This window comes from Entomomonas sp. E7T21 (assembly GCF_058693955.1).
Genome location: NZ_CP191672.1, coordinates 2,614,611 through 2,641,454, shown reverse-complemented (window position 1 = coordinate 2,641,454; position 26,844 = coordinate 2,614,611). Strand labels below are relative to the sequence as shown.

Here is a 26,844-nt window from a genome sequence, read left to right as displayed (position 1 = left end):
GAAGGGAAATGACCTTCATTCTTTTGGCTGCTTTTGCTTAGCTTCTATTTGTTTAAGACGTTCGACAGTTCCTACATCTACCCAATCACCTGTAAATAACTCACCAGTTACTTGTTGCTGTTGCATAGCTTCTCTTAACAGTGGAGCTAATTTAAAAGCTTTTTCAGCGCAGTTGGCAAAAAGTTTTGGGTTAATAATAGCTATACCTGAATAAGTATATTTTTGTTCAGCTTCATTTAATACAATATTATCTTGAGTGAGAGCGAAGTCACCATTAGCCACATGTTGTGGATTATTAACTAATACTAAATGAGCTAGATGATTAATAGAGCGTTTTAGTTGTATAAAAGGGTAGTTACAAAAAATATCACCATTGACTATTAAAAAAGGTTGGTTACCTAAAAGAGGTAATGCTTTTAAAATTCCGCCTCCTGTTTCTAAAGGTTCTCCTTCCGCTGAATACCGAATAGATACACCAAATTGTTCGCCATTACCCAGATAATTTTCTATTTGTTGGCCTAACCAAGCATGGTTAATGACTAATTCTGTAAAACCTGCTTTAGCCAATGCTTTAATATGATATTCAATAAGAGGTATGCCATTCACAGGAATTAATGGTTTAGGTGTGGTTAAGGTAAGAGGACGCATACGTTCACCTTTACCAGCAGCAAGTATCATTGCTTTCATTGTTTGTTCTCGGGTAATGAAAGTTGGTTTAATAGATCTTTAAGGTCATTAAGTTCGGGACGACGTTTAATCACTTCATTAATATAGTTGAAAAAGCGTGGTACATCTTGCACATAACGGGGTTTATTATCTCTATGTCGTATCCGAGCAAAAATCCCAATTACTTTAAGATGGCGTTGTACTCCCATTAAGTCACTGGCTAATAAGAAGTCATCAAAATTATTGTGAATAGTAATACCTTGTTGCTGTGCTTGCTGCCAATAGTGTAATAACCATTGTTCCACTTTTGTTTGCGGCCAACTAATAAAAGCATCTTTAAAAAGACAGGTAATATCATAAGTAATTGGCCCATAAACAGCATCTTGGAAATCCAATACCCCTGGATTAATGTTACTGAACATTAAATTGCGTGGCATATAGTCACGGTGTACAAGCACTTTTGGCTGTTGTAAAGCACTGTCAATGAGTTTTTTACAAATTTTTTCCCATAGTAGTTGCTGAGTTTCTGTAAAGACAATGTTACAATGTTTGTTAAGGTACCATTCAGGAAAGAGTAATAATTCTCTTTGTAAAAGAGTTTCATTATATTCAGGAAGCTCAGTGGATAAAGGCGCTTGTTGCAGCTTAATTAAGCTATCAATGGCAAGTGGGAATAGTTTATCTGCATTTTGCTCAGTAAGTATTTCTAGCCATGTTTGGGTGCCGAGGTCTGATAGCAATAAAAAACCTTGCTCAAGATCAGCAGCTAGAGTTTGTGGAACATTTAATCCTTGTTTGGCAAGTAAGCCAGCTACTTTGATAAAGGGTTGGCAATTTTTATTTTCTTGTGGCGGTGGGGCATCCATCACTATTAGTGATTGATTATTTAAGTAAAGTCTAAAATAACGACGAAAACTTGCATCACTACTAGCCGCTGTTAATAATATGTCACCTTCATTTAGTTTGCCTTTGAAGAAGGGTAAATCAAGGGTTAGAGAGGATAGCCAAGTGGTTAATTGGGCTAGACGTAAGTCGTTATTCATAAATTGCTTCTCCAAAAGGGCTAGCAGTTAACGTAATGATGCTTTATTATCCACTATCTTTGCTCGATCATCGAGAGTATATTTGCCTGATTTTGGGCTATAGGAATTTTGGATTATTTTAAGATGGCAGTTAAAACTACCGTTTTTCACAAAAAAATACCTTTGTTAGTAACTGGCAGCTTTTTGTTATTGCAGCCTTTGGCCTTTGCACCAGTTACTTTTGCTGATAATAATCAGTTTGCTTGCCGTCCTTCTGCATCTGGTGGATGGGATTGTTCTACAGCTGAACGTTCCGCCAGTTTGCCACCACGTCCTACTACTTCTGTAGACCCTACTGTAACTGTAGCTAAAGCAGATGGTAAAAAAACTACTAAGGCAACAACACCTTTAGCAACTGAAAATAAAGGACGTGTCTTAACTAGTCGTAGTGAAGACTATAGCCATCTTGACTGGGTACCAAGAGATCAATTAACACCTGCACAACTTGCTGAAATCGGTATGTATTGTGAAGGTAGTTATATTGAACCAAATCGTGTGGGCATGAATGATAAGACTCCTATAGATGAGGCACCCACTTATATTGCTGCTAATACCTCAAGTTATAATCAAGAAAATCAAGTGGGCACTTTGGCAGGAGATGTGGTTCTACAACAAGGTTCTTTGCAAATAGAAGCAGACCAAGCCGATTTATCCCGTCTTGATAATATTGGTACCTTGTCTGGTAATGTTAAGTTACGTGATGTTGGTGCATTAGTTGTTGGCGATAGCGCTGAAGTTAAGTTGTCAGAAGGTGAAGCGCAGGTTGAAAATGCAGAATTTGTGGTACATCAAACCCATTATCGTGGTAATGCTCGTTATATCAAGCGTAGTTCTGATGGTCTGATTCGCTTAAAAGATGGTACTTTTACACGGTGTGAGCCAAGTGATAATACTTGGACAATTCGTGGTAATAATGTTGTTTTAAATCGTGACACAGGCCGTGGTACAGCCACTAATGCTACCTTAAGGGTAAAAGATATTCCGGTAATGTATTCGCCCTATATTTCATTCCCTATTGATAAACGTCGTCAAACCGGTTTTTTAATGCCTAGCTTTAGTTCCAGCGGCGACAATGGTTTCACGTTATTAGCACCTTATTATGTTAATTTAGCGCCTAATTATGACTTTACCCTTTATCCACAACTAATGACTAAACGTGGTTTATTGATGGAAGGTGAGTTTCGTTATTTAACAGAAAGCAGTCAAGGGCAATTTGCTGCTGCTTATTTGAATGATAATGGTGATATTGATGAAGACCGTAAAGTTTATGGTGAGGATACGCGTAATCGTTGGATGTATAGCTGGCAAAATACAACAGGTATGAATTCACGTTGGTTAGCAGAGGTAGATTTTACTCGTATTAGTGATCCTTTCTACTTTGAAGATTTGGATATTAATAGTAATGGGGTAAATAGCCAGGCTTATGTGAATCAAAAAGGTAAATTAACTTATCGTGGCGATAGTTTTACTGCTGCTATTAATGTGCATGCTTACCAAATGGCTACAATAAGTAGCATTACAGCCTATGATCGTTTACCTCAGTTAACTTTAACAGGTAAGTTACCCTTTACTCCGGGTGGTTTAAACTTTGATTATGATGCTGAGTATGTACGTTTTGATCGTGACTTAGAAAATAAAACCTATGATAATTTTAACTATCAATCCGATCCTGATTTGCAATACATGACTTATCATCCAGATTATTTAATTCAAGGATTGATGAGGGCAAATGGTAATCGTGCTTATGTGGCACCTGAAGTTAGCTTACCAATGAAAGCTTCTTGGGGTTACATTACACCTTCTGTGCAATATGCTTATACCAATTATGATTTAGATTTGGATCATAAAGGTAAACAACAAATGTTAGCAGAAGGACAACGCTTTAAGAATAGTGTTGATCGTGGGGTAGCCATTTATAAAGTAGATTCAGGTTTATATTTTGATCGTAAGGTAAATTGGTTTGGTACTAACTTTAAACAAACTTTAGAACCACGTGCTATGTATCTCTATGTACCTTATGAAAAACAAAATGATATCCCTATTTTTGATACATCAGAAACTCCATTTGGCTATGATAGCTTATTTAGAACGAATCGTTTCTCAGGACGTGATCGCATAGGTGATACTAATCAAGTCTCTTTAGGCTTAACGAGCCGCTTGTTAGAAGATAATGGTTTTGAGCGTCAACGTGTAAGTGTTGGGCAAGCTTATTACTTTAAAGACCGTAAAGTGCAAATGCCAGGTATTGATTGGCGGCAAAGAAACTTAGCTACTAATGATACATCGCCCATTGCTTTACAATATTTGTATCGTTTCAATCGTGATTGGCGATTATCAGCAGATTACAACTGGAGTCCTGAAGATAGTAAGACAGAGTCTGGTAGTGTGATGTTACATTATCAACCAGAAAGTAATCTTAATAAGATATTTAATATAGGTTTCCGTTATCGTGATGATAATGTAGCTTATAATTGGTGGACAAGTAAGTGGCAGCAGTCTGGTGATATGACTCGTCATTATTATCAGTATGGTGCTTGGCGAAATGATACTATTAAAGATTACTATAAGATAAAACAAGCTGATACATCTTTTATCTGGCCAATTATTCCGCGCTGGAGTTTAATTGGACGCTGGCAATATGACTATAACCGTAATCGTACTTTGGACTCATTTGGTGGTATTGAGTATGATAGTTGTTGTTGGCAGTTCCGTGTAGTGGGACGTTATTGGCAAAAATATGATGAGAGTATTCTAAGTCGTACTAATAGTACATCTGATCGAGGCATTTTCTTCCAAATAGTGTTTAAAGGGTTAGGTAATGTTTATGGCAGCGGTGCTAATGGTTTCCTAGATAAAGGTATTGAGGGTTATCGTAAACGTGAAGATCAAAGTTTCTAATTTTTGGCTGGTATTATTCTCAGTATTAGTAGTTTTTTCTGGGTTCACCTCTGCACAAGTAAAAAGTTTAGACCGTGTAATTGCTATTGTTGATGATGATGTCATCATGAAAAGTCAATTAGATAGTAGGGTAGAAGAGGTTGTTCAGACTGTATCTAAGCGTGGTGGTGATTTGCCACCACAGGATGTTTTGGTAAAACAAGTACTAGATAGATTGATTGTTGAGGATTTACAAATTCAATTGGCTAACCGTTATGGTATTACAGCTGATGATGAAGAAGTTAATCAAGCGGTTGCTGATGTGGCAAAACGTAATAACTTAAACATGGATCAGTTTAAAAAGGTTTTACAAAATGAAGGATTATCGTTGACTGCCTTAAGAGATCAGATTCGTCGAGAAATTCTTATTAATCGTGTGCGGCAACGAGTGATTGGTGAGAAAATACGTATTACTGATCAGGAAGTTAAAAACTTTTTAAATTCTGAAATAGGTAAAGCTCAATTATCAGAAGAATATTATTTAGCCAGTATTTTAGTTCCTGTATCTCAGGGAAGTTCTTATGCTGAAATCCAAAAAGCAGAACAAAAAGCTACTGATATTTATCGACAGTTAGAAAATGGTGCTGATTTTGCTAAGTTAGCGATGACTAGCTCTAGTGGTGATAAAGCGCTAGAGGGTGGAGAAATTGGTTGGCGTCAAGCAGCACAATTACCACCACCATTTGACCAGTTAATACATGGTTTGAAAGTAGGTGATTTTACACAGCCTGTCAGTACACCAGGTGGTTTAATCATCTTAAAAGTAATGGATAAAAGAGGTGGAGCAGCTCATTTACAAGATGAGACCAGTGTTCGCCATATTTTATTAAAGCCAAGTCAAATACGTAGTGAAGAAGACACTAAAAAATTAGCTGATCGTTTATATCAACGTATTATGGCTGGGGAAGATTTTGCTCAGTTGGCTAAAAGCTTCTCGGATGATCCTGGTTCTGCACACCGGGGGGGAAGTTTAAATTGGATTGATCCTAGTACATTAGTACCTGAGTTCCGTAAGGTAATGGATGAGTTGCCTGTAGGTCAGATATCACAACCATTTAAAAGTCGTTACGGATGGCATATCCTACAAGTAGAAGGTCGTCGTTCTACAGATAACAGTGCAGAATACCGTAAACAACAAGCCATGAATATTCTTTATGGTCGTAAATATGATCAGGAATTACAAATTTGGCTACAACAGCTTCGTGATGAAGCTTATGTGGAAACAAAACTATAGTTCTATTTGTTCTAATCTAAAAAACTAGCGATGCTTTGTTATCGCTAGTTTTTTTGTCTAAATACCTTATTTTTGTCTAATTCAAATTAATTTGCTATTTATTCTTTTGAATCTATTGATAGAATTTGTTGTACATACTGATTTAATGTAAAGGGTAGATTAGTTTTGCCTGTTAAACTGGTATTAGTGGTTGTTTTAAACCATTCCAGAAGGTATATTTCAGGTGTTTGCATTTGTCCTTGGGCTGCTTTGAAATAATCTAAACAGGCCATTTCTACAGAAGGCAATTGTTTATCCATAAAGCCAATAAGTTCTTCAATTTGTTTTTGATCTAATGACTCTACACCTAAATGACGGCTATTTAAAATCATTGACTTAATAATTGTTGAGGCTTTATTTTTTAAGGCCTGGTATTCAATACCCTGCATATAGCTAGCATTACCATTAGATTCTTTAATAATAATTAAGCCAAAAATTAATAGAAAAGCAGATAGGTATTGCTCAATATAGTGGTAGTCTAATATCTCATTGCCCTGTTGTTGTAAAACAGATCGTTTAGATTGGTTGATAAGCCCCATAAATGTTTCTGTCTTATCTCTAATTTTTTCAAGTACTTTAGTATGTTTTTTAGGGCGACATAGTTCCCTTATTAACTGTATTTCAGTTTCATCAACAGCATGCTCGCTTAAATTTCTGAAAATATAGGATTGGTCTGATAAATTAATACGGCTTTTTTCTTCAAACCATGCTTGGATAGGTAAGGTTGGGTCACTATTGTATTTTTTGGTATAGTTACAATAACTAGTAATTAATTGTTTTATCTGTTGATAATTATTTTTAGTTAATTCAGGAATTCGTTCTTTCTTAGTGCCACGTGTGAGATATACTTTTTGTAAGGTAGGTGTTGTATGTTCTAGTAAGTTATTAAATTGTTTGCTAGATGTATAGTTTGCTTTACCTTTTGATTGGCGAATACCAACAATACAGAGTAGTAAGTACAGTGAGGAGATATGTAATCTTGTATTAAGTTGACGAGGATTGGTATTTTGGGATGCTAATAATGGTTCTTCTAATACTTTTTGAGCAATAGCCTGTTGTAAAGCACCAATTAAATGGGAAGCACGTTCAGTCACTTCTAATTCTATAAATTGTTGTGTATGTTTATCAGTTAGAAATCGCCAAATAAGAAAACCTATTATTAAACATGCTGCTAGAATAATAATATTATAAGTACCTTGTAAAAATACACTTGCTGCTTGCAGTGCAATAGTGATTATAAATAATATTGATAAAATCTTTTTGCCATAACTGCTTTGATCCATAAAGTCTCTTCTTATAATTAGTTAGTTTTTAGTAGAATAGTATTCTAATAGATTTATTGATATTTTGTAATATTTGCCTATAAATGATGATAGAAATCTATTTAAATATAGATTTTTAATGATATGAACAGAACCGTTATATAATAGTTTGTATTTTTTATAATAATTTATTATTGCCTGAATGGACAAAACAAATAGGTTTTACTATGACTGTGCACACCGTGACTAATTTGCCAAATAATTTCCTCCATGCTGTTAATTTATTGATACCAGAAAGTCGTCGTTTTACAGATCCGATGACTACTTTGGCTTATGGAACAGATGCTAGCTTTTACCGCTTAATCCCCAAGTTAGTAATTCGTGTTGAAAGTGAGGAAGAGATAGTAGCTATTTTAAAGGCTGCTTATAAAGAGCAAGTTGCAGTTACTTTTAGGGCTGCGGGCACTAGTTTATCTGGACAAGCTTCTACTGACTCTGTGTTATTGGTATTAGGTGATAGTTGGAATGGTAAGGATATCCGTAATGATGGTTTACAGATTCGTTTACAGCCGGGAGTGATAGGTGCGCAGGCCAATAAATGGTTATTGCCTTATGGTCAAAAAATAGGGCCTGATCCAGCCTCTATTGATACCTGTAAAATAGGTGGTATTTTAGCCAATAATGCCAGTGGTATGTGTTGTGGTACTGCTCAGAATAGTTATAGTACGATTCAAGATATTCGCGTTGTATTAGCTGATGGTACGGTACTAGATACCGAAAATCCTGAGAGTGTAGAAGCTTTTAAACAAACTCATAACTGGTTATTAGAAGAGTTAGCACAATTAGCCAAAGATACTCGTGCTAATACGGAGTTGGCGGATAAAATTCGCCATAAATACCGTTTAAAGAACACCACAGGCTTATCTATTAATGCATTGGTGGATTATGATGAGCCTATTGATATTTTAAAGCATATTATGGTGGGGTCTGAAGGTATTTTAGGTTTTATTAGTGCAGTTACTTATAACACAGTACCTGAACATCCTTTTAAGGCCAGTGCCTTTATTGTGTTCCCAGATATTGAAACTTGCTGTAAAGCTGTACCTATTTTAAAACAACAGCCAGTTTCAGCTGTGGAGATGCTTGATCGTCGTAGTTTACGTTCGGTAGAAAATAAACCGGGCTTACCAGAATGGGTAAAAACCTTATCAGATAATGCTTGTGCCTTATTAATAGAGTCACGGGCAGTGAGTCCTAGCTTATTAAATGAGCAGTTAAAGCAAATTATGGAGTCTATTAAGCAGTTTCCTACTGAGCAAAAAATAGATTTTACTCAAAACCCTGCGGAATATAGCAAGTTATGGGCTATCCGTAAAGGTACTTTCCCAGCAGTAGGAGGCGTTCGTAAAGTAGGTACTACGGTAATTATTGAAGATGTTACTTTCCCTATTGAGCGATTGGCTGAGGGCGCAAATCGTTTAATCGAGTTGTTTGATAAACACCATTATGATGAAGCTATTTTATTCGGTCATGCCTTAGATGGTAATTTGCATTTTGTATTTACCCAAGATTTTAGTAATGCAGAGCAAGTAGCACGTTATTCAGCATTTATGAATGATGTTACTCAGTTAGTAGCGGTTGAGTTTGGTGGCGCATTGAAAGCTGAGCATGGTACAGGTCGTAATATGGCGCCCTTTGTTGAGTTAGAGTGGGGAACTGAGGCTTGGCAGTTAATGTGGAAGATTAAACGGCTTTTTGACTCTAAACACATTCTGAGCCCTGATGTTGTATTATCTAAAAATAAAGAGATACATTTACAAAATTTAAAACCATTACCTGCAGCTGATGAGTTAGTTGACCGTTGTATGGAATGTGGTTTTTGTGAACCTGTTTGCCCTGCTAAAGATTTAACCTTATCTCCACGTCAACGGATTGTAATTTGGCGTGATATTCAAGCTAGAAAACGAGCAGGGGAAGATGTTAGTGAGTTATTAAAACAGTACCATTATTATGGTGTTGAAACATGTGCTGCTACAGGTTTATGTGGTATGCGTTGTCCATTAGAAATTAATACAGGCGACTTAATCAGAAAGTTACGTGCTGATACAGTAACTCATACCAAAATGGCTAATTGGATAGATAATCATTTTGCAACTGCATTAAAAGGAGCACGTTTTACTTTTACTGTAGCTGCTAAAGCACAGCATATATTGGGTACTCCAATGATGGAAGGAATTACTCATGGCTTGCGTAAGTTAAGTTTTAATCATATACCTCGTTGGTCTAATGCAATGCCTACAGCAGGTGAACCGTTAAGATTTGTACCACCACAAACAGATAATCGTCCTCGAGTAGTTTACTTTACTACTTGTGTATCTCGGATGATGGGGCCTGCTGTTAAAGATATTAATCAAGTGCAATTAGTGGATAAAACTAAACAGCTTTTACAAAAAGCAGGTTATCAAGTGGTCTTGCCAGAATGGGTGAATGATCTTTGCTGTGGTCAACCGTTTGAGTCTAAAGGGTATCCCGAGCAAGCTACCAAAAAAATAAATGAGTTAATAGAAGCCTTGCTTGTCGCCAGCCGTAATGGTGAAGATCCAATCTATATGGATACAAGCTCTTGCAGTTTACACGTGATAGAGGCAGTTAAAGCACGGGGAATTAATCTAAATGTTTATGATTCAGTAGAATTTATTCATAAGTTTTTATTAGAGCGTTTAGAATTTCATCCTATAGAAGAAGATATTGCGTTACATATCACTTGTAGTAGCCAACATTTGGCTGAAAATCAAGCATTTTTAGATATTGTAAGAAGTTGTACTACAAAACAAGTGGTTATTCCTGAAGATATTCATTGTTGTGGATTTGCGGGTGATAAAGGATTTAATACACCAGAACTCAATGCACATTCTTTGCGTCGTCTTAAAGATGCTGTTAAGCATTGTAAGCAAGGTGTTTCCAATAGTCGTACTTGTGAAATTGGGTTAAGTGAGCATAGTGGCATTAACTATCATAGTATAGTGTATTTAGTGGACACTGTTACAACACCTAAATTTATCTCTGAACAAGTAAATGTTTCAAATAATTAAAGCAAAAATATTAACCAATCTATTAGTTAACTAATAGATTGGTTATTGTTATGAATAAATAGACCTTGAATTATTTATAACTTATTGAATAATAATAAATTAAATGTTGTTTATGAGTCGATAGTTGTTTGCTTGATTTAAGCCAATATTTTTATAGCTTTTAGTCCAATAAACAAAGAAAATAGCTTGACTTATTCACAGCGCTTGAAAAATCTAGCCTTTTCTTGTCAAGTTATTTTAAATATTTTTGTATTTATATAAGTTGTTGAAAAATATGAAGAAAAATATGATTTAAAAAGTAGCCAATTTAAGCCAAAGGTACTTGTTAGCAAGGCTATAGGGAATTTTTAAACTGTTATCAACAGAATTTGTGGATAGTTTTTTAGCAATTTAAACAAACATATTATTTTTTAAGAAAAGTGTATAAATTTATTAAAAATACAACCTATTTACATGGTTACTACAATTATTTTACATAAATTTGACAGGCTGTTTTGTATTCTGCATCCATTATAGTATGACAAAGTTGGGTATAGCGTGGATTACGTTCAGCAAATTGATGAGTCAAAAAAAGTATTTGATTGGAAAGTACTTGTTTGGTCGTTGCTATTCTTTTGGTATTTTTCTGGTGTTATACAGTCACTAATCTTTTTCTCTGGTACAGCAGGTTTTGAAGGGTTAAGAAATAGCTTCTATTTAAGTACCTTATGGTTGATACCTTTATTATTAATACCAAATTACACCAAACAAATAGCAGCTGTTATTGGTATTGTATTGTGGGCTGCTTCATTAGGTAGTTTAGGCTATTACATAATTTATCAGCAGGAGTTTTCTCAAAGTGTAATTTTTATTATGTTTGAGTCAAATCCAGCAGAAGCAAGTGAATATATTAGCCAATACTTTAGCATAACTTTATTAAGTATATTGATAGCTTATACCATAGGTGGTTTTTTATTGTGGCGTAAAGTACGAGCTATTTATTTTCCTAATCAGTTAATAACTTATACAGTGTGTTTATTTATATTTATCAGTGTGATGGGCTATCCGCTTGCTAATAGAATGATAAAAAAGCAAGAACCTTTAGCTGTTGCGTCTGAAAAAGCATTTATTCGTATGGAGCCAGCAGTACCTTGGCAATTAGCGGTTGGTTATTATCAATATCAACAACAATTAACTAATATGCAAAAGTTATTAGATAATAACGCGTCTTTACCACCATTAACTAATTTGCATGATATGAATGGGGATGCACCAAGAACATTTGTATTGGTGATAGGGGAGTCTACTTCACGGCTACATATGGGATTATATGGCTATCCTCGTGATACAACACCAAATTTGCAACAGATACAAAAAACAGATAAAGGATTAGTAGTTTTTAATAATGTAGTGGCTGCTCGTCCTTATACTATTGAAATGTTACAACAGGCATTAACTTTTGGGGATCAGCAAAATCCTTATCGTTATTTAACAGAGCCATCATTTATTAATTTGATGAAGCAAGCAGGTTATAAAACATTTTGGATAACTAATCAGCAAACCATGACAAAACGTAATACCATGCTTACTACGTTTTCACAAATAGCAGATGAGCAGTTTTATTTAAATAATCAACGTAGCCAGAATGCAGAGCAACATGATGAAGTGGTTTTCGAACCTTTTGCTAAGGTCTTAAATGACCCTGCACCTAAAAAGCTTATTGTGGTTCATTTGTTAGGGACTCATATGAATTATAAATATAGATATCCTGACGAGTTTAGTAAATTTGAAGGGAGAGATAAAGTTGTTCCCGATAATTTAGATGCGAAGCAGGTCGCTATTTATAATAGTTATGATAATGCAGTGCTTTATAATGATTATGTGGTATCTACATTAATTAAAAAGTTTGCTGCAACAGATCCTTATGGCTTTTTAGTTTATTTATCAGATCATGGGGAAGAGGTTTATGGCGATCCTCAGCATAAGATTTTAGGACGTAATGAAGCGGCTCCTACGAAAGGTATGTATACGGTTCCTTTTATGGTATGGACATCACCTAGTTGGCAACAAGAGCATAAACGGAATTTACAGTCGATGGTTAATCGCCCTTATAGTTCAAGTCATTTAATTCATACTTTATCTGATTTGGCTGGTTTAACTTATGATAATTATTTACCTGAGAACAGTTTGGTTAATGCTAATTATGCAGTTAAAACTCGCTGGATAGGTGATCCTAATGGTAAATTAAAGTCTTATGATGCTTTATTTCCAGATAATACTAAACAATCTACAATGGGCAATCCGTTAGCAATAGCTAAGGAAAGGCAGTTAAAGACTAAAAGAGAGTTAGTTGATTAACAGATAGAGTAATAAAAAAGCCAATAATTTGTTTATTGGCTTTTTTGAGTATTGATTAAGCAGTATTAAAGGCGGAATTCTTGGCCTAAATATACATCTTTTACAATTTGATTATTTAAGATATCTTCAGAACTGCCTTGGGCAATAATTTTTCCTTCATTCACAATATAGGCTTTTTCGCAAATATCTAATGTTTCACGTACATTATGGTCAGTAATCAGGATACCAATGCCTCTATCTCTTAAATGATAAATAATCTGTTTAATATCGTTAATAGAAATAGGGTCAACCCCTGCAAAGGGTTCATCGAGTAATATAAATTTAGGGTTACTCGCTAGTGCCCTAGCAATTTCAACACGACGTCTTTCACCACCTGAAAGGCTCATGCCCGTATTGTTACGGATATGATTAATATGAAATTCATTCAACAAACTTTCTAAGGTTTGGTTACGTTGTGTGGCTGTTATATCTTTACGCAATTCCAAAATAGCCATAATATTTTCAGTAACAGTGAGTTTACGGAAAATAGAAGCTTCTTGAGGTAGGTAACCAATACCTGCTTTAGCACGACCATGCATAGGTAGGTTGGTTACATCTTTACCATCGATAGTGATGATGCCTTGTTCAGGGTGAATTAAACCAACTATCATATAGAAACTCGTGGTTTTACCTGCACCATTAGGGCCGAGTAAGCCAACAATACGACCACTCTCAATAGATAGGCTAACACCGTTAACAACTTTACGGCCATTATAGGTTTTAATTAAGTTACTTGCTGCGAGTGTAGTCATTAGCTTATTTCTTCTTCTCTGGTTCAAGTACCATGTTAATGCGACCTGGCTTATTGGTGGAAGTAGTAGTGGTTGTTTTATTGCCTGCACTAATCAATTTACGTGCTGTATCGTAAACAATTTTATCACCAGTAAACACATTATTTTTTTGAATTACTTTAGCATTGTCAATCAATATAACTTTTTTGTTAGTTAGCTGATATTGTATGGTTTTGCCATAGGCTTTAATAACAGGATCATCTGCTGAAGGCTTTTGTTCATAGTAAGCTGGATTACCTTGGGAGGTCATCACCTGAATTCCACCCTCTTTATTACGAGTAATGGTGACAGTATGTCCCATAACTTTCATACTACCTTGAGTAATTATCACATTACCACGATACACTAATACCCCTTTGTTATTATCCAAGTCAGCAGTATCTGCTTGAATATGAATAGGTTGTTGACTATCAGTGGGTAAAGCATAGGATGCTGTTTGAGTTCCCATTAATAATGCTGCTAATATAATTAGGTATTTAATTCGCATTCTGGCCTCTATTTATTTTTGTCCTCACGTTAGACAAAATTTGTATTCGATTTGTTTCAAAATAAGCTTTAACCCCATTGCCTGATGATTCACCATCTGCTGAAGTGACAATAGCGTAGTCACTAGACTCTGCATATTTTTTATCAGGATAGATCATTACTTGACCATATTTTATGGGGTCAGATTGATTTTTTACTTGTCCAATTTCAAAAGTATTGGTTTGACCCTGTTCGTCAATTTGAGTACCTTTGATATTATTAATTAATTTGACTTCATCACCCTTAGGGCCAACTTCACCTTTATCGCTTCTAATAAACCATGGGTGTGCAGCTTCTTTATAAATATGTGCTGTAGGATTTGTTAAGTAGCTAATATCTGTTTCTTCAACATGAGTCAGTTTCTCTGTTGTCATTTTATAATCTGTAGTGCCATTTTCATTATACTGAACAACATTTACATCATTGGCAAAGTAATCAATAGTAGGTTTATTCATAAATTTTGTATCTATTTTTATAGTATCTTCTTCAAAATACTCAAAAATAGCCACTAATGCTACAAGTAATAGCAAAATACCGATTTTATAAATAAAGCTTCTAGTCATTGTTTATAAATACTGTTGTTGGAGAGTTTCTAATTGCTCTCGTGCTAGTAATATACGTTCGCAGAATTCACGAACAGCTCCTTTACCACCTTTCGCTTCAGTTACAGCCAAGGCATGTTGTTTAACAAAATTGTTGGCATTAGCTACTGCCATACCTATGCCCGCACATCTAATGGCTGGAAGGTCTGGTAGGTCGTCACCTAAATAAGCTACTTGCTCGTAGCTAAATGAGGTTTTTGCTAATAATTCATCTAATGCAGTCAATTTGTCTTCACGACCATGAAAATAGTGTTGGATACCAAGGTTTTTAACTCGATTTTCTACAACAGTACTACTGCGACCTGTAATTACAGCGGTTTGTATTCCCACTTGCATTAACATTTTAATACCTAAACCATCTAGGGTATTAAATGTCTTAAACTCAGTGCCATCAGGTAGAAAGTATAGACGACCATCAGTCATAACACCATCGACATCAAACACAGCGAGTTTGATTTTTTTAGCGCGTTCAGTGAAATGTAACATATTTAAATGACACCTGCTCGAGTTAGATCATGAATATGTAACACGCCGATTGGGTTTTGTTGCTCGTTAACAATAGGAAGTACACTGATTTTGTGGTCATCCATGATTTTTAATGCTTCTGCCGCTAGCATTTCAGGACGAGCTGTTTTACTGCGTGCAGTCATTACTTGCTCAATAGTGAGATGACGGATATCTGCATCGCGATCAAGGGTTCTTCTTAGGTCACCATCAGTAAATACACCCAGTAGTTTGTCCGCTGAGTCAACAACTAGTGCAATACCAAGTCCTACTCGTGACATTTCTAAAAGTGCTTCTTTAAGTGGGGTGGTGAGAGAAACTTTTGGTAACTCTTTACCTGTATGCATGATGTCAGACACTTTCAATAGTAAGCGACGGCCTAATGCGCCACCTGGATGTGAGAAAGCAAAGTCCTCAGCAGTAAAGCCTCTAGCCTCTAAAAGGGCAATAGCCAAGGCATCACCTAATACGAGAGTCGCTGTAGTAGAGGAAGTGGGGGCTAGGTTAAGAGGGCATGCCTCTTGGGTAACACTGACATCAAGATTTATATTGGCTGCTTGTGCTAATGGCGAGTTAACATTACCTGTCATGGTAATTAAAGTAATGCCTAAGCGTTTAATCAGTGGTAATAGGGTAGTTATTTCTGCTGTTGAGCCAGAGTTAGAAATGGCTAATACAATATCTTGTTTAGTAATCATGCCCATATCGCCATGACTGGCTTCAGCAGGATGTACAAAAAAAGCAGGAGTACCTGTACTGGCAAGTGTGGCAGCAATTTTACGACCAATATGCCCAGATTTACCAATACCTAATACAACAATACGACCTTGTGCACCTAAAATGAGTTTACAAGCTGTTACAAAATTCTCATTAATGTGTTCTTTTAATGACTTAATAGCTTGTAGCTCTAGCTCTATAGTGCGTTTGGCTGTTTCAATAAAGTTGAATTTGTTTTCCATTTAGTAACTACAATCTGGATGATTAAAAGTATAATTATAGCAATAAATTATTTTTATACGTAAATAATATTATTAAATTTAGTGTAGATTCATTTTATATTCTGAGTTATCGGTTAGAATAGAGAGATATCACTAATTAGATTACATTAAAAAGTAATAATAATTTAAGGAGAATAGAGTGTCGCCTAATAGCAGCTATGCTGTGGAATTACAAAATACGTCCTTTAAGCGTGGTGACCGTTATATTTTTAAAGATATTGATATGACCATTGCCCATGGCAAAATTACTGCCATTATGGGGCCATCTGGTTGTGGTAAAACAACCTTATTAAATTTAATCAGTGGTCAACTGTTACCAAATCAGGGAAAAGTGATGATTGACGGTAGGAATATTCCTGATCTAAGCCGTAGTGACTTATTTGATTTGCGTAAAGAAATGGGTGTGCTCTTTCAAAGTGGCGCACTTTTTACAGATATGAATGTTTTTGAAAATGTGGCTTTCCCTTTACGTATTCATACTGACTTGCCTGAACAGATGATTAGAGACATTGTCTTTATGAAGTTACAAGCAGTGGGTTTACGAGGTGCCGCTAATTTAGCACCTGATGAATTGTCTGGTGGGATGAAGCGTCGGGTGGCTTTAGCACGCGCTATTGCTATGGATCCACAAATTCTATTGTATGATGAACCTTTTGCAGGGCAAGATCCAATTGCCATGGGTGTACTAGTACGCCTAATTAAGTTATTAAATGATGCATTAGGTATTACCAGTATTATTGTATCCCATGATATTGATGAAACCTGTAGTATTGCTGACTATATTTATGTAGTAGGCAATGCGCAGGTATTAGGTCATGGTACACCTGAGGAGTTAAAACAGATGGATGATCCACGTGTTCGCCAGTTTATAATGGGTGAACCTGATGGGCCTATTCATTTTCAATTCCCAGCTGACGATTATCAAAAAGCATTACTGGGAGCTGATTAATGGAAAGCACAAGTAAAGGTTTATTAGGTCGCATCCAGTTATTAGGACGATCAGCTATTGATATTATAGCAAGCTTGGGTAATGCGGCTATTTTTCTAGCTATGTCATTGATAGGTCGACCTGGCCCAGGTAAACATTTTCAATTATTAGTGAAACAGATTTATTTTGTGGGTGTTTTATCACTGCCTATTATTGTTGTTTCAGGTCTATTTATTGGTATGATTATGGCCCTGCAAGGCTATAATATTCTAATTAGCTATGCTTCAGCAGAGGCTGTGGGCCAAGTGGTTGCTTTAAGTTTACTACGTGAATTAGGACCTGTAGTTACTGGGTTGTTATTTGCTGGCCGTGCAGGATCAGCATTAACGGCAGAAATTGGTAATATGAAGGCATCTGAACAGCTATCAGGTTTAGAAACCTTTGGTGTTGATCCACTCAAATATGTCATAGCCCCTCGTTTAATTGCGGGTTTTATTAGTATGCCATTACTAGCTACTATTTTCGTAGTGGTAGGTATTTGGGGTGGTGCAATGGTTGCCGTTGACTGGTTAGGAGTATTTGATGGTTCTTACTGGGGCAATATGCAAAGCAGTGTTCGTTTTGGTTATGATGTTTGTAATGGCTTGATAAAAGGTGTGGTGTTTGCCTTTGTTGCTACATGGATTGCGGTTTATCAAGGATATTCTTGTGAAGCGACTTCTGTAGGTATTAGTAGAGCTACTACCAAAACTGTGGTGTATTCATCATTAGCCATTTTAGGATTGGATTTTATTTTAACAGCATTAATGTTTGGAGAGATTTAATGAATAACCGTGCCCTTGAGATTACCGTAGGTCTTTTTGTATTGGCCGGTATATTGGCGCTTGCTTTGTTAGCATTTAGAGTGAGTGGTTTAACTTTAGGAGATACCGGTCAGGGTTCTTATAAAGTAACTGCTTATTTTGATAATGTGGATGGTTTAAAAGTGCGTTCACGTGTTGCTTTTGCTGGCGTAACAATTGGTAAAGTAACAGCTATTGAAATGGCGCCTAAACAGTATCAAGCTAAAGTAACTTTGGAGTTAAATGGTGATGTTAACTATTTACCTGAAGATTCTACTGCCATCATTTATACAGCAGGCCTATTAGGTGAAAAGTATGTGGGTTTTAGCTTAGGTGGTGAAGAAGAAGTATTAAAAGAGGGTTCTGTTATTAAAGATACGCAATCAACGCTAGTGTTAGAAGACTTAATTAACAAGTTTGTTATGGGTTCTGATGATAGTGGTAAAGAGGTTGCTAAACAATTACAGACAATGAATGATACTTTAAAAGAATTAGTTAAAACTAACCCAAATATTACTAATTAATCATAAGGAACTAAGAGAATGATGATTAAAAAATACAGCTATTTAATTTTTACATGTATATTAGCTATTTTTTCAACTGCTATTTTTGCAGCAGAGCAAACACCACAACAAGTAGTTCAATCCACAGTAGATGTGTTATTAAAGGATCTTAATGCCAATAGAGCAAAATATAAAAAAGATCCTGCTACATTCCATGAGTCATTACATAGTATTTTAAGTCCTGTAGTAGACGTGGATGGAGTAGCACGTAGTGTGATGACAGTAAAATATTCACGTCGTGCAACACCGCAACAAATGGAAACCTTTAAAACTAACTTTGAAAAAGGTTTAATGCAGTTTTATGGTAATGCTTTACTTGAGTATGAGAACCAAGGTATTAAAGTATTAAGAACTACTCCTACAGATAGTCCTGATCGTGTTAGTGTAGCGATGGAGTTAAGAGGTAATAACAATACTATTTATCCAGTTTCTTATACAATGGTTAAATTAGATGGTAAATGGGTCATTAGAAATGTTGTTGTTAATGGTTTAAATATTGGTAAATTATTCCGCGATCAATTTGCTAGTGAAATGCGTAATAATAACGATAACTTAGATTATGTTATTAACAATTGGGCTGATGCAGTAAAACGTGCTCAAGAATCAGCTGATAAAGATTAAGGTATCCATTTGTGAGTGATGTAACGACAAATACTACACTAGCTACCCTGAAAGAGGGTAGTACTGGTGAGTTATTACTTAGTGGGCAGTTAGATTATCGTAGTGGTAAACATCTTTATGAGCAAAGTGAAACTATTATTAAAAATAGTTCAGCTAATGCTTTTACATTAGATTGCTCAGGTGTTACACGTACTAGTAGTGTGGGATTGTCACTTGTTTTATCATTAATTCGTGATGCTAAAAAAGCAGGTAAGAGCCTGACCATTAAATCATTAACCGAAGACTTGGATGAAATTGCTAAGTTTTCAGGAGTAACAGAAATATTACCTTTGGCTGATGATTTTAAGGTAGTAAATGTAAATTAAGTATAGTGGGATAAGTGAATGCAACCAGCGGAAGTTAAGAAATTTTTAGAGGAACAACTACTAAATTCACAGGTTGAAGTGGAAGGTGAAGGCTGTAATTTTCAACTAAATATTATTAGTGATGAGTTATGTGCGTTAAGCCCTGTTAAGCGTCAACAACAAATTTATAGCCATCTTAATCCTTGGATTGCTGATGGACGTATTCATGCAATTACTATGAAGTTTTATACACGTAGTGATTGGGCAGAACGTAATTAAGATCATAATTATTTAGAGAGAATTGAATGGATAAGTTAAAGATTACAGGTGGTGTTGCGCTTAATGGTGAAATACGTATTTCTGGTGCAAAAAACTCGGCTTTACCTATTTTAGCTTGTACCCTATTAGGGGATACGCCCTCCACTGTATCTAATTTACCGCACTTGCATGATATTACAACCATGATTGAGCTTTTTGGCTGTATGGGTATTCAGCCTACTATCGATGAAAAGCTTAGTTTAGAAGTAGATGCATCAACGATTAAAACCCTAGTAGCGCCCTATGATTTAGTGAAAACTATGCGAGCATCTATTCTGGTATTAGGCCCAATGCTTGCTCGTTTTGGTAAAGCAGAAGTAGCATTACCTGGTGGTTGTGCGATTGGTTCCCGACCTGTAGATTTACATGTACGCGGTCTTGAAGCTATGGGTGCGATCATCAATATCGAGGATGGTTATATTAAGGCAGAATTACCACCAGAAGGCTTGCATGGTGCTAATTTCCTATTCGATACAGTGAGTGTAACAGGTACAGAAAATTTAATGATGGCTGCAGCACTGGCTAAAGGCCAAACGGTTTTACAAAATGCTGCTAAAGAGCCTGAAGTGATTGACCTTGCTAATATGATTAATCAAATGGGTGGTCATATTGCTGGTGCAGGTACAGATACTATTACTATTAATGGTGTTGAGCGTTTACAAGGTACTAATTTTCGAGTGATGCCAGACCGTATTGAAACAGGTACTTACCTTGTTGCTGCTGCTATTACAGGTGGTAAAGTTAAGTTAAAAGATACTGATCCACATATTCTTGAAGCCGTTTTACTAAAACTACAAGAAGCTGGCGCATTTATAGATACAGGTAAAGATTGGATTGCCTTAGATATGAAAGGTAATCGCCCTAAAGCCGTTAATATTCGTACAGCACCTTATCCTGCTTTCCCTACCGATATGCAAGCTCAGTTTATTGCTTTAAATGCAATAGCAGAGGGTACAGGTACCGTAACAGAAACGATTTTTGAAAATCGTTTTATGCATGTTTATGAAATGAATCGTATGGGCGCTCATATTCTTATCGAGGGTAATACAGCTATTGTGATGGGTGTTGATAAGATAAAAGGTGCACCTGTTATGGCTACAGATTTACGTGCTTCTGCTAGCTTGGTATTAGCGGGCTTAGTGGCTGAAGGTGAAACCTTAATTGATCGTATCTATCATATTGACCGCGGTTACGAATGTATCGAAGAAAAATTACAACTATTAGGTGCTAAGATTAAGCGTGTTGCAGGTTAAATATTATAGTTTATGTAGATAAAAGGAATTTTATCTACATAACTACAAGTATTAATTATCATTATATCTATCTAGTAACTTATTTCTAAACTTATTGCTCGGATCAACTTGTTGCTTTAACTTAAAAAATTGTTGAGCATTAGGGTAAGCCCTGTTAAATTGTTCTTTGCTAGCATGTATTTGGTAGGGTAAATAATAACTACCTTGGCAACTAAGTACTGCATCAATCAATTGTCTTGTCCATTCTCCTACCTTAGCTTTTGCCTGTGCTGTGGTTGCTTGTTGATAATAAATAACAAAAGCAAATACATCTGTTTTTGCCCAAGCAAGCAATGAACCGCTATCTTGTTTAGCATGGCGAATGGAAATATTAATTACATTGACTTTATTGGCACGTAATATCTTTATTAATTTAGGATAAAAATTATCAAACTGTTCAATAGGAACAAAGTATTCTTGTAATACAAAACTGCTATCTTGGGTTGCGATAGGGCCTAACTCTGCTACATTGTAACTAGCTTCATAATTACGCCATACTACCAGTTCTTTACGATAATCTGTTTTGTCATAGAGTTTTCTTAATTGCTTACCTAGATTATTAGAGGTGACGATAGCTATTTGTTTGTGTAGTTTAGAGTAGTCCTGATTTTTGTCTTGTAGTCTATCAGTAATAGTCAGTGGTTTATTAGTCTTAATATAGGTAACTGCACGTACTTGTTTATAGTCAGGTGGATAGATAACAGTATTATGAAAAACAGCCTCTTTGTTGTTGCTGATATTTTTTAAAAAATATATTTTATATTGGTTGATGGGCATAAGTTGGCTAATACGCTCTAATTTATTATTTTCTACAAGCTGTAAAGTAGCTTCAGTAATTACACCTAAACCACCATAACCACCAATGGCACCATAAAAAATTGTTGTGTTTTGAGTAGGGCTAGCAGTAATGAGTGAGCCATCAGCAAGCACTATTTTTATTTGTTTAACTGATAGAATTAATGGACCTTCACCTACATAACGACCATGTACATTAACTCCTAATGAACCACCTACAGTAAAGTCTGCATAGCTTTGCATAATTTTAACTGATAGGTTATAGGGATCTATTTGTTCTTGTATTTGGCGCCAATTAACACCTGTTTCAATAGTAATTTCTTTGTTATCTGGATCAAAAGCAATAATATGATTAAGGTGATTAATATCTATTTGTAGTGCTTGTTCAGTAGCTGTTTGGCCACCCATACTATATTTTCCACCAGCAATAGCAATAGGTCCATGATGATTTTTTATCAGTTCAACAACTTCAGTAGTAGAGGTAGGTTGTGCTATTTTAGCGACACTAATAGGTGTTAGTTGAGTAATATCATTAACAATGACACTATCTGCAAGAACAACGTGATGCCATAAAATAAATAAAACATAGATGGCCAGTTTTTTCACTTCTCTTTTATCCTTGAGTTAAATTGTTAATGTTATAAATATAATAAGAAAAGGTATTAATAGAAACTAAGTTTTATCAATACCTTATACAAAAAATAATATTAGAAATATTTGATCAGCGTATTGGGTTGAAACAATACACTTAATTCTCTTTTTATAAGTTAACAGATATTTAATAGGGAATTTATAGCATTGTTTGCCAAGAAAAGCCATAATAACGGTTAACCGATAAAAATTTAAAAGTTAAGTGTTTATTATGTTAACCATTGCATTATCAAAAGGACGTATTCTTGATGAAACTCTGCCGTTATTAGCAGAGGCAGGGATTGTACCTACCGAAAATCCAGAAAAAAGCCGTAAATTGATTATCCCTACTAGCCAAGCTGATGTGCGTATTCTAATAGTACGTGCTACTGATGTGCCTACTTATGTGGAGTATGGTGCAGCCGATTTAGGCGTAGCAGGTAAGGATGTATTATTAGAATATGGTGGTGATGGCCTTTATGAGCCATTGGATTTAAAAATCGCCCAATGTAAATTAATGACAGCCGGTGTAACAGGTAAGCCAGAGCCCAAAGGTCGCTTAAAAGTAGCCACTAAGTTTGTTAATGTGGCTAAAAATTATTATGCTGAGCAAGGCCGCCAAGTGGATATTATTAAACTCTATGGTTCTATGGAGTTAGCGCCATTGGTAGGTTTGGCAGATAAAATTATTGATGTGGTAGATACAGGTAACACATTAAGAGCCAATGGCTTAGAGCCACAGGAAATAATTGCTTATATTAGTTCACGGTTGATCGTTAATAAAGCTGCTATGAAGATGCAACATCATCGTATTCAAGCATTAATTGATACGTTACGTAAGGCTGTAGAATCTAGAAAAGAATCTTAAAAGTAACGAGGGGAAGATAAAACAATGTCAGTTAAGATACGTCGTTTGTCCTATAACCAAGCTGATTTCTCTAAGCAAATGAATGATTTGCTTAGTTGGGAAAGTGTTTCTGATGATACAGTTAATGGTCGTGTATTAGAGATTATTAGCGAAGTAAGAAAACGTGGTGATGCAGCTGTTGTTGAATATACTCAAAAGTTTGACCGTGTATCTGCTAAATCTATGGCAGAGCTAACTTTTGATAGAGAACGTATTCAGCAATCATTAGCAAGAATTAATCCAGAACAGCGGAAATCATTAGAGTTAGCAGCCGAACGAGTACGTTTATACCATGAGCATCAAAAACAAGACTCATGGCGTTATACTGAAGCTGATGGCACGGTATTGGGTCAAAAAATTACGCCTTTAGATCGTGTAGGTTTGTATGTACCAGGTGGTAAAGCTTCCTATCCTTCCTCGGTAATTATGAATGCTATTCCAGCCAAAGTAGCAGGTGTACCTGAGGTAGTGATGGTAGTGCCAACACCTGATAATGAGGTAAATGATATTGTGTTAGCTGCTGCTGCAGTAGCAGGTGTGGATAGGGTCTTTGCTATTGGTGGAGCGCAAGCTGTTGCCGCTTTGGCTTATGGTACAGAAACAGTACCTCCTGTCGATAAAATTGTAGGCCCAGGTAATATTTATGTGGCAACTGCTAAACGCCATGTCTTTGGTAAAGTGGGCATTGATATGATTGCAGGCCCTTCCGAAATATTAGTGGTGTGTGATGGTGGTACTAATCCTGATTGGATTGCTATGGATTTATTCTCACAAGCTGAACATGATGAAGATGCACAAGCTATTTTAATTTCTCAGGATAAAGCCTTTATTGATCAGGTTATCGAGAGTATTAATAAATTACTGCCTACTATGGAGCGTGCAGAGATTATTAGAACCTCTTTGGAAGCAAGGGGTGCGTTAATTCATGTAGATACTAAAGAGCAAGCTTTGGAAGTAGCTAATATCATTGCACCAGAACATTTGGAGTTATCGGTAGCTGATCCTGAAGACTGGTTGCCAGAGATTCGCCATGCAGGTGCTATTTTTATGGGACGTTATACTGCTGAATCCATTGGTGATTATTGTGCAGGGCCGAACCATGTATTACCTACTTCAGGTACAGCACGTTATTCTTCGCCTTTAGGTGTTTATGATTTCCAAAAACGTTCTTCAATTATTTTTTGTTCAGAGCAGGGAGCTGCTGAGTTGGGTAAAACAGCTTCGGTATTAGCTCGTGGTGAGTCATTAACTGCACATGCCCGTAGTGCTGAATATAGGATGAAAAAGTAATGAATAAATATTGGAGTTCCTTAGTTAATAAGTTAACCCCTTATGTGCCAGGAGAGCAGCCAAAGTTAGCTAAGTTAGTAAAATTAAATACTAATGAAAATCCTTATGGTCCATCTCCTAAAGTATTAGAAGCTATTAAGGAAGTAGCTACTGATAGCTTACGTTTGTATCCTGATCCCAATAGTGACCAGTTAAAGCAAAGCGTTGCTAACTATTATGATTTAGATGCTAACCAAGTTTTTGTTGGTAATGGATCTGATGAGGTATTAGCTATAGTATTTCAAGCGTTATTTAAACACGATGATGAAGAGCGCCCTTTACTATTTCCTGATATTAGCTATAGTTTTTATCCTGTGTATTGTGGTTTATATGATATTCACTTTACAGCTGTTGAGTTAGATGAATTATTCCAAATCAAAGTGAAAAGTTATCTAAGACCTAATAGCGGTATTATTTTTCCTAATCCTAATGCACCAACAGGTATTCTATTATCATTAGAGGATATTGCGGAGCTATTAGAAGCGAATACTGAGTCAGTAGTAGTGATTGATGAAGCATATATTGATTTTGGTGGTGAAACAGCTGTTGCTTTAATTAATCAGTATCCTAACTTATTGATTGTACAAACGCTTTCTAAATCAAGATCTTTAGCTGGTTTACGAGTAGGGTTAGCGTTGGGTAATACTGAGCTGATTGAAGCTTTAGAGAGAGTAAAAAATAGTTTTAACTCTTATCCATTAGATCGTTTAGCACAAGCAGGTGCGGTTGCAGCCTTTGAGGATGTGGAATATTTTAATGAAATTTGTCAGACTATTATTGAGGATAGAGAGTCCTTAGTAGCAGCGCTTGAGCAATTACAGTTTAGAGTATTACCATCAGCTGCTAACTTTGTATTTGCACGTCATACTAAATTAGATGCAGAGTTATTAGCCACTAAATTGCGTAATAGGGGCATTATTGTTCGTTATTTTAATAAAGCGCGTATTAATCAATTTTTACGTATCACTGTAGGCACTTTAGAGCAGAATCAACAGTTAATTGATGCAATCGTTGAGATAATGCAAGAAACTGAATAAAAGTGATAGCCTATAAGGGATAATCATTGATTATCCCTTTTTTATAATTCATTATTTCTGTAACTACAGAAATTAAGAAAATTTACAGGTTGATTATGATGAAACTAACACCTATTACTGAGAGATTTATTCTACATTGGGGTGAAATGGGGCCAAAATGGGGAGTGAATCGTACGGTAGCACAAATCCAAGCCCTTCTTTTTTTATCTGATGAACCACTGAATGCGGAAGATATTTGCCAGATTCTTAATGTTGCACGTTCTAATGTGAGTAATAGTATTAAAGAATTGCAGTTGATGAAGTTAATTAAAGTAGTACAAAAAATTGGTGATCGCCGAGACTATTTTGAATGCCAAAAAGATGTGTGGGAATTAGTTAGAACCATTATAAAAGAACGCAAAGAAAACGAGTTTGATCCTACCATAGCTACCTTAAAAGGTTATATGGAGGAGGATAGTTTTGCTCAAGAATCAAAATCTACGCAAAAACGTATTAAAGATACTTTAGAACTAATGCAAGTCATGGATAGTTGGGTTGATGAAATGCTAAAACTTTCCCCTGAAACAGTGCTAAAAATTATGAAATTAGGTGCCAAAGTACAGAAGTTAATTCGTGGTGATAAAGAAAAAAAGGTCAGTAAATAGTTGGTGAAATAGTGTTATAGCAGGGCTATAACACTATCATTTTTATTAACGAAATGATTTATTTAGTGCAAGTTTTGTAAAAAGATACATAATCCAAATGGAGAGTGATATTGCAAATAAGAAGATACTATATATTATAAGATATGCATTAAGGCCTATCCTCTTATCTATAGCAAAAACGATAATAAATAATGTAAGAATACTAAAAAATAAATAGTGAAATATTTTATAGAAATTATTATTAACTTTGTTGGCCAGTTTAAATATGAGAATAAAGGCAATGATATAAAAGAAGATTATAAAAATAATATAAGTATGATGTATCAATTCAGCAATTTGATAGAACATATTATAAGATAATACATTTTTAATTAAGATAATGATTGCAAAGATAATAAGATTTAAAATTATATAGCATAACATGGTAATGCTATATGCTTTGACAGTATTAATAGCATAAAAATCACTGTTACAAGATGATTTTAG

24 protein-coding genes are annotated in these 26,844 nt (G+C 35.5%); 15 read left to right on the top strand and 9 right to left on the bottom strand.

Annotated features, from left to right (window positions below; genetic code table 11):
* Positions 1-15: 15 nt before the first annotated feature.
* On the bottom strand, positions 16-687 hold the full coding sequence (gene murU / locus ACQVD9_RS12460; protein ID WP_264746272.1) for an N-acetylmuramate alpha-1-phosphate uridylyltransferase MurU: 672 nt from the start codon (positions 685-687) through the stop codon (positions 16-18).
* Positions 684-1,709, bottom strand: a complete 1,026-nt coding sequence (locus tag ACQVD9_RS12455) for an aminoglycoside phosphotransferase family protein (protein ID WP_264746271.1) — start codon at positions 1,707-1,709, stop codon at positions 684-686. Before ACQVD9_RS12455 ends, murU begins: the two co-directional genes overlap by 4 nt.
* A gap of 123 nt (positions 1,710-1,832) precedes the next feature.
* On the opposite strand from ACQVD9_RS12455, the gene ACQVD9_RS12450 reads away from it, so the two are divergent.
* Both ACQVD9_RS12450 and ACQVD9_RS12445 read left to right on the top strand, forming a co-directional pair.
* Positions 1,833-4,646 (top strand): LPS-assembly protein LptD, encoded by a 2,814-nt coding sequence (locus ACQVD9_RS12450; RefSeq protein ID WP_264746270.1) that lies wholly within the window; start codon positions 1,833-1,835, stop codon positions 4,644-4,646.
* Entirely contained in the window at positions 4,627-5,919 is a 1,293-nt protein-coding gene (locus tag ACQVD9_RS12445; RefSeq protein ID WP_413774159.1) for a peptidylprolyl isomerase, read from the top strand. Before ACQVD9_RS12450 ends, ACQVD9_RS12445 begins: the two co-directional genes overlap by 20 nt.
* A gap of 98 nt (positions 5,920-6,017) precedes the next feature.
* Here the strand turns inward: ACQVD9_RS12445 and ACQVD9_RS12440 are convergent, their stop codons facing one another.
* Positions 6,018-7,241, bottom strand: coding sequence for a hypothetical protein (locus ACQVD9_RS12440; RefSeq protein WP_264746269.1), 1,224 nt, complete (start codon positions 7,239-7,241; stop codon positions 6,018-6,020).
* A 206-nt stretch (positions 7,242-7,447) separates the two neighbouring features.
* Between ACQVD9_RS12440 and ACQVD9_RS12435 the strand changes: the two genes are divergently transcribed.
* Both ACQVD9_RS12435 and cptA read left to right on the top strand, forming a co-directional pair.
* Positions 7,448-10,312 (top strand): FAD-binding and (Fe-S)-binding domain-containing protein, encoded by a 2,865-nt coding sequence (locus ACQVD9_RS12435; protein WP_264746268.1) that lies wholly within the window; start codon positions 7,448-7,450, stop codon positions 10,310-10,312.
* A gap of 537 nt (positions 10,313-10,849) precedes the next feature.
* Complete coding sequence (cptA, locus tag ACQVD9_RS12430; protein WP_413774158.1) at positions 10,850-12,649, top strand: phosphoethanolamine transferase CptA; 1,800 nt, start codon at positions 10,850-10,852, stop codon at positions 12,647-12,649.
* Between the two features lie 65 nt (positions 12,650-12,714).
* Here cptA and lptB read toward each other — a convergent pair whose 3' ends face one another.
* From lptB to ACQVD9_RS12405, 5 genes are read right to left on the bottom strand one after another with little or no spacing between them, the layout of a single operon-like run.
* Positions 12,715-13,440: an LPS export ABC transporter ATP-binding protein gene (gene lptB / locus ACQVD9_RS12425; RefSeq protein ID WP_264746267.1), complete on the bottom strand. Its 726-nt coding sequence runs from the start codon at positions 13,438-13,440 to the stop codon at positions 12,715-12,717.
* Positions 13,441-13,444: 4 nt separating this feature from the next.
* The gene (gene lptA / locus ACQVD9_RS12420) at positions 13,445-13,966 is read right to left on the bottom strand and encodes a lipopolysaccharide transport periplasmic protein LptA (protein WP_264746266.1); all 522 of its coding nucleotides are present in this window, start codon (positions 13,964-13,966) and stop codon (positions 13,445-13,447) included.
* Complete coding sequence (gene lptC / locus ACQVD9_RS12415; protein ID WP_264746265.1) at positions 13,956-14,567, bottom strand: LPS export ABC transporter periplasmic protein LptC; 612 nt, start codon at positions 14,565-14,567, stop codon at positions 13,956-13,958. The genes lptA and lptC overlap by 11 nt, the downstream gene beginning before the upstream one ends.
* A gap of 3 nt (positions 14,568-14,570) precedes the next feature.
* The gene (locus tag ACQVD9_RS12410; protein WP_264746264.1) at positions 14,571-15,092 is read right to left on the bottom strand and encodes a KdsC family phosphatase; all 522 of its coding nucleotides are present in this window, start codon (positions 15,090-15,092) and stop codon (positions 14,571-14,573) included.
* Between the two features lie 2 nt (positions 15,093-15,094).
* Positions 15,095-16,069 (bottom strand): KpsF/GutQ family sugar-phosphate isomerase, encoded by a 975-nt coding sequence (locus ACQVD9_RS12405; RefSeq protein WP_264746263.1) that lies wholly within the window; start codon positions 16,067-16,069, stop codon positions 15,095-15,097.
* Between the two features lie 178 nt (positions 16,070-16,247).
* On the opposite strand from ACQVD9_RS12405, the gene ACQVD9_RS12400 reads away from it, so the two are divergent.
* The 7 genes from ACQVD9_RS12400 to murA are packed head-to-tail and all read left to right on the top strand — an operon-like array spanning position 16,248 to position 20,977.
* Positions 16,248-17,057 carry an ATP-binding cassette domain-containing protein gene (locus ACQVD9_RS12400; protein ID WP_264746262.1) on the top strand — a complete coding sequence of 270 codons (810 nt, stop codon included), beginning with the start codon at positions 16,248-16,250 and terminating at the stop codon, positions 17,055-17,057.
* On the top strand, positions 17,057-17,860 hold the full coding sequence (mlaE, locus tag ACQVD9_RS12395; RefSeq protein ID WP_264746261.1) for a lipid asymmetry maintenance ABC transporter permease subunit MlaE: 804 nt from the start codon (positions 17,057-17,059) through the stop codon (positions 17,858-17,860). Before ACQVD9_RS12400 ends, mlaE begins: the two co-directional genes overlap by 1 nt.
* Positions 17,860-18,402, top strand: a complete 543-nt coding sequence (gene mlaD / locus ACQVD9_RS12390; protein ID WP_264746260.1) for an outer membrane lipid asymmetry maintenance protein MlaD — start codon at positions 17,860-17,862, stop codon at positions 18,400-18,402. Before mlaE ends, mlaD begins: the two co-directional genes overlap by 1 nt.
* Before the next feature lie 18 nt (positions 18,403-18,420).
* On the top strand, positions 18,421-19,062 hold the full coding sequence (locus ACQVD9_RS12385; protein ID WP_264746259.1) for an MlaC/ttg2D family ABC transporter substrate-binding protein: 642 nt from the start codon (positions 18,421-18,423) through the stop codon (positions 19,060-19,062).
* A gap of 11 nt (positions 19,063-19,073) precedes the next feature.
* Positions 19,074-19,427: an STAS domain-containing protein gene (locus ACQVD9_RS12380; protein ID WP_264746258.1), complete on the top strand. Its 354-nt coding sequence runs from the start codon at positions 19,074-19,076 to the stop codon at positions 19,425-19,427.
* An 18-nt stretch (positions 19,428-19,445) separates the two neighbouring features.
* Positions 19,446-19,685: a BolA family protein gene (locus ACQVD9_RS12375; RefSeq protein WP_264746257.1), complete on the top strand. Its 240-nt coding sequence runs from the start codon at positions 19,446-19,448 to the stop codon at positions 19,683-19,685.
* Between the two features lie 26 nt (positions 19,686-19,711).
* Entirely contained in the window at positions 19,712-20,977 is a 1,266-nt protein-coding gene (murA, locus tag ACQVD9_RS12370) for a UDP-N-acetylglucosamine 1-carboxyvinyltransferase (RefSeq protein ID WP_264746256.1), read from the top strand.
* A gap of 51 nt (positions 20,978-21,028) precedes the next feature.
* On the opposite strand, the gene ACQVD9_RS12365 is transcribed toward murA, so the two are convergent.
* A complete protein-coding gene (locus tag ACQVD9_RS12365) occupies positions 21,029-22,417 on the bottom strand; it encodes an FAD-binding oxidoreductase (RefSeq protein ID WP_264746255.1) in 1,389 nt (462 codons plus the stop codon).
* A gap of 256 nt (positions 22,418-22,673) precedes the next feature.
* On the opposite strand from ACQVD9_RS12365, the gene hisG reads away from it, so the two are divergent.
* The 4 genes from hisG (at position 22,674) to ACQVD9_RS12345 (ending at position 26,358) form a co-directional block, all read left to right on the top strand.
* Positions 22,674-23,309: an ATP phosphoribosyltransferase gene (gene hisG / locus ACQVD9_RS12360; RefSeq protein WP_264746254.1), complete on the top strand. Its 636-nt coding sequence runs from the start codon at positions 22,674-22,676 to the stop codon at positions 23,307-23,309.
* Between the two features lie 24 nt (positions 23,310-23,333).
* Positions 23,334-24,638: a histidinol dehydrogenase gene (gene hisD, locus ACQVD9_RS12355; RefSeq protein ID WP_264746253.1), complete on the top strand. Its 1,305-nt coding sequence runs from the start codon at positions 23,334-23,336 to the stop codon at positions 24,636-24,638.
* Positions 24,638-25,714, top strand: coding sequence for a histidinol-phosphate transaminase (hisC, locus tag ACQVD9_RS12350; protein WP_264746252.1), 1,077 nt, complete (start codon positions 24,638-24,640; stop codon positions 25,712-25,714). Before hisD ends, hisC begins: the two co-directional genes overlap by 1 nt.
* 95 nt (positions 25,715-25,809) lie before the next feature.
* Positions 25,810-26,358, top strand: coding sequence for a GbsR/MarR family transcriptional regulator (locus tag ACQVD9_RS12345; protein WP_264746251.1), 549 nt, complete (start codon positions 25,810-25,812; stop codon positions 26,356-26,358).
* Positions 26,359-26,844 lie beyond the last annotated feature (486 nt).